Origin of the sequence: Corynebacterium sp. UMB9976, assembly GCF_030212265.1 — a bacterium.
Lineage (GTDB): Bacteria > Actinomycetota > Actinomycetes > Mycobacteriales > Mycobacteriaceae > Corynebacterium.
The window spans coordinates 1-3947 of sequence record NZ_JASODY010000037.1; the positions used below are offsets into that span (position 1 = coordinate 1).

Consider the following 3947-nt stretch of genomic DNA (forward strand, 5'->3'; position numbering starts at 1 on the left):
AGCAGCCGGCTGGTTACACTGAGCCGATCCTGCACGCACGTCGTTTGGAGTTCAAGGCTAAAAACGGCATCGCCTAATTAGTTAAATCTAGGGGTGCTGGTTCTCGCGAACCTCAGCAAGCTAGGTCCCGTCTCTGAGGCTGTTAACGCAGCCTTGGGGCGGGACCTTTCTTTTCGACTGCTGCAGGGTAGGCACTGGTTAAAGGTTCGGGCTACTTGTTATGGGCGTAGCGACGGGCTTTAGCCCGATTGCCACAGTCCTTCATCGAGCACCACTGCCTACGCAGGCCGTTAGAGCGATCTTCGAAGAGAATTCCACAACGCTCGTGGCCGCATATCTTCAATCGCTGCCGGTCTTTAGTTCCGAAAAGTGCAACTGCATCGGCAGCGACAAAACCTAATGCCTGCTCCAGCTCAAGATTCTTTGCCAGCGTTTTCCTCGGATCAGGCTCTTCACTGTGAAGCGGATGTGGAGAGAAGGACTGAGCGTCCAACTGAAGTAAAGGCCGCCTAGCGGACCATTCGTTGAGTACATCGATTCTGGAGTTTAACTCGAATGAGGAGAGCGTATTCATGCCGAGGCTATGCTCTGCCAAGAATAGAACTGCCTCGCGTATCGCCGTAACGCTTGCCTGATCAATCGGCGTTGGAGCCTCCACAAGCTCAGGAAGTTCACCGGCCCATGACGTTGCCCGGCGAGCTTGGTTAAGCCAGCTGGCGAAGTCAGAACGATCGTGTAGAAGGTCGACCGTAGGGTGCAGCGGATCTTTACGGCGCCGAAGCGTATTCGCAAAGTCAAGAGCGGGCCGCTCGCCATAAAACACAAAAGGAAGGTGGTGCAGCTGGTCTGTGGATGAAGTGTTCATAAAATCTAGAGTACCCCTTGAACTAACCCCCTCAGGGGGTTAGTGTTGGAGTATGACACGTCGCACACTCCCTTTAGCTTTGTATGCGTTCCCGTTGGTGGCTGGGTTTATGCTGCCGAACCTCGCAACACCGCTGATGGAACTGTGGCGTGCGGATATTGGCTTCTCTGCAGGGACATTGACGCTCATCTTCATCATGTACCTTGGAGGGCTCGCGCCAGCCTTCCTGCTAGCGCCGGGGCTCAGCGATAGCTGGGGAAGGAAACGTACGCAGCAAGTGGCTGTGGTGCTCGGTATTGTTTCGTGTCTCTTATACGTCTTAGCGGACAGCATTCCAGTACTGCTACTGGCTCGGATCCTTACGGGTCTGTGCTCCGGAACTCTCTTGGTGCTAGGGCCATCTGCTGTGCAAGGTATGGCTAGTGAGGATGAATCCTCTAAAGCTACGCTCACGGCCACGTTAGGTATCGCAATAGGGTTGGCGGGCGGACCCCTGTTTGCAGGAGTGGTTGCGCAGTTGGCTCCATGGCCAACGAAGACGGTTTTCGTTCTTATGGCTCTCCTTCTCGCAATATCGCTGGTAGTGGTCGGAACAGAGCCGGAGACGGAGCGTAAGCCCAGGCGAGACTTGTTGCCTCACAAGGGGCTGGGGAGGAGAGACAACCGCGTTGTTATTGCTGGTCTCGGAGCTTTTGGCCCGGGAATGACGGCTGCTGGAATAGTTTTGGCGCTATCCCCAACACTTCTCAACGGAATTAGCGAAACGAGCGGTCCCCTGGGCGCTGGCCTGATTGCGGGAGGTATGTATGCGGTTAGCCCGATCGCGCAAAGTGTAGTCCGTCGACTCCACAGCCTTGCGCACATTAGGCTCTCTCTGGTGCTAATCGCGTTGGCGATGTGCAGCTTTGGTATAGCAATGACGCAACAGAGCGTATGGATCCTGCTTCTAAGCGCGGTGCTTATAGGTGCCGGGCAAGGGATTAGTAATTTGGGCAGCTTTGGGCTCATCCATCAAGAGGTCCACGAAGAATCGGTGCCTGGAGCAACGGCACTTTTGAGTTTGGGTACGTATGTCGCTGCGAGTGTTGTCCCTCTGGCAGGTGGATACCTCATCGATCTAACCGGGTTGCCGGTTGCAAGCCTCTGCATGGCGTTGGGGGTGATCCTAATGGTCGCGGTGGGGTCCGTGTTTGCCCGGCAGAGCTATATTGACCAAACAAGGACTACCTAAAAATGGAGATTGGCATTGTAGGGGCAGGAATTGCTGGTCTTGCGCTGGCTAATCTCTTGGATCCTGGAAGATACGAGATTCAGCTGATTGGCAGTGCCGAATCGCTGGAGCCGATTGGCGCTGGTTTCACTTTGCAGCTGAACGGGCGCGAAGTGTTGAGAAGAATATTTCAAGAACATAAGTCTGTCAGAGAAGCAGAGCTGGTAAACACCATATCCACCAATCACGCCACGTCGCGGCCACTCCCAGAGGTCAAAATGGATATTAAGTTGACTCGGAACATGACTTTTCGTACGGCTTCAGATTTTGATTCCGACAGAGACTGTGGTGCTAGCGCGAATTACTTAAAATTTGCTGCAGATAAGGCTGCGGTAAAGAGCGTTGATCGCGCGACCCAGACCCATGGTGGCAATGGATTTGCGGGGGATTATCGCGTCTCAGAATTTTTTGGCCGACCCGTTTGTTTCGAGCGGAACCTGTGAGTGAGGAGATGATTCTGAATTATGTAGCCAACAATATTCTCGGTATGTGCCGATCTTGCTAGATGTTTTCTGAAAAGGAGTATTTTACAATGATTTCTAGTTACACTAATTCTCAAGGTGCCGAGCGCGTAACAGTCGGCGGTCTTCAGGTCGCCAAGACTCTCTACGACTTTGTTAACACTGAGCTACTTCCCGCCATCGGGAAGGATTCCGCCGAGGAGCAGGAGAAGTTCTGGAATGGCTTCGGCAAGATCGTCGAGGAGTACACCCCGCGCAACCGCGAGCTGCTGAACACTCGCGACGAGCTGCAGGCCAAGCTCGACCAGTGGTACACCGACCACAAGGGTGCTCAGGATCCGAAGGAATATGAGGCCTTCCTCCGCGAGATCGGCTACCTGGTTGACGAGCCGGGCGAGTTCGAGATCGCGACCCAGAACATCGATAGCGAGATCGCAGAGACTTCCGGCCCACAGCTGGTTATTTCGGCGTTGAACGCCCGCTTCGCGCTGAACGCGGCGAACGCTCGTTGGGGTTCCCTGTACGACGCCCTCTACGGCACCGACGCCATCTCCGAGGAGAACGGCCAGGAGAAGGGCAGTGGCTACAACAAGGTGCGCGGCGACAAGGTCATCGAGTGGGGTCGTGAGTTCCTGGACCGCGTTGTACCGCTGGAATCCGGCTCTCACAAGGACGTCACCAAGTACGCCGTCGAGTCCGGCCAGCTGACCGCCACCATCGTCGGCAACGATGTGCATCTGCGCAACCCGGAGGTCTACGCAGGCTTCGGCGGTGACAAGGCCAACCCGACTGACATCCTGCTGTACAACAATGGCCTGTACATCGACATCCAGATCGACCCGGAGTCCCCGATCGGCAAGACCGACAAGGCCGGCGTGAAGGACCTGAACCTCGAATCCGCAGTGACGACAATTATCGATTTTGAAGACTCAGTGGCAGCTGTGGATGCAGAGGATAAAACTCTGGGTTATCGCAACTGGCTTGGGCTAAATGTTGGTAATCTGACAAAAACTATTACCAAGTCGGGGCGAACCTTCACCCGTAAGCTCAACGAGGATTCTGTGTTTACCTCCCGTGATGGTGAGGAGCTGCGTCTGCATGGTCGTTCCCTGCTGTTCGTGCGTAACGTTGGCCACCTGATGCAGAACCCGGCGATCCTGGATGCCAACGGTGAGGAGATCTTCGAGGGCATCATGGATGCCGTTATTACTTCGGCTGCTGCGATCCCGGGTCTGGATGAGAACAACCCGCTGCGTAACTCCCGTACCGGTTCGATCTACATCGTGAAGCCGAAGCAGCATGGCCCGGAGGAGGTTGCTTTCACCAACGACCTGTTCGGTGCAGTGGAGGA

The 3947-nt window shown here is 55.0% G+C and carries 4 protein-coding genes; 3 read left to right on the forward strand and 1 reads right to left on the reverse strand.

Annotated elements, in window-relative coordinates:
- Positions 1-211: 211 nt before the first annotated feature.
- Positions 212-865: a CGNR zinc finger domain-containing protein gene (locus QP140_RS09570; RefSeq protein ID WP_284759425.1), complete on the reverse strand. Its 654-nt coding sequence runs from the start codon at positions 863-865 to the stop codon at positions 212-214.
- 109 nt (positions 866-974) lie between these two features.
- Between QP140_RS09570 and QP140_RS09575 the strand changes: the two genes are divergently transcribed.
- The 3 genes from QP140_RS09575 to QP140_RS09585 form a co-directional block, all read left to right on the forward strand.
- Entirely contained in the window at positions 975-2096 is a 1122-nt protein-coding gene (locus QP140_RS09575) for an MFS transporter (RefSeq protein WP_262369104.1), read from the forward strand.
- Positions 2097-2098: 2 nt separating this feature from the next.
- On the forward strand, positions 2099-2578 hold the full coding sequence (locus QP140_RS09580; RefSeq protein WP_284759427.1) for an acyl-CoA dehydrogenase family protein: 480 nt from the start codon (positions 2099-2101) through the stop codon (positions 2576-2578).
- Between the two features lie 89 nt (positions 2579-2667).
- Positions 2668-3947 (forward strand): malate synthase G (locus tag QP140_RS09585; protein ID WP_284759430.1); only part of this gene is annotated, 1280 nt, incomplete at its 3' end.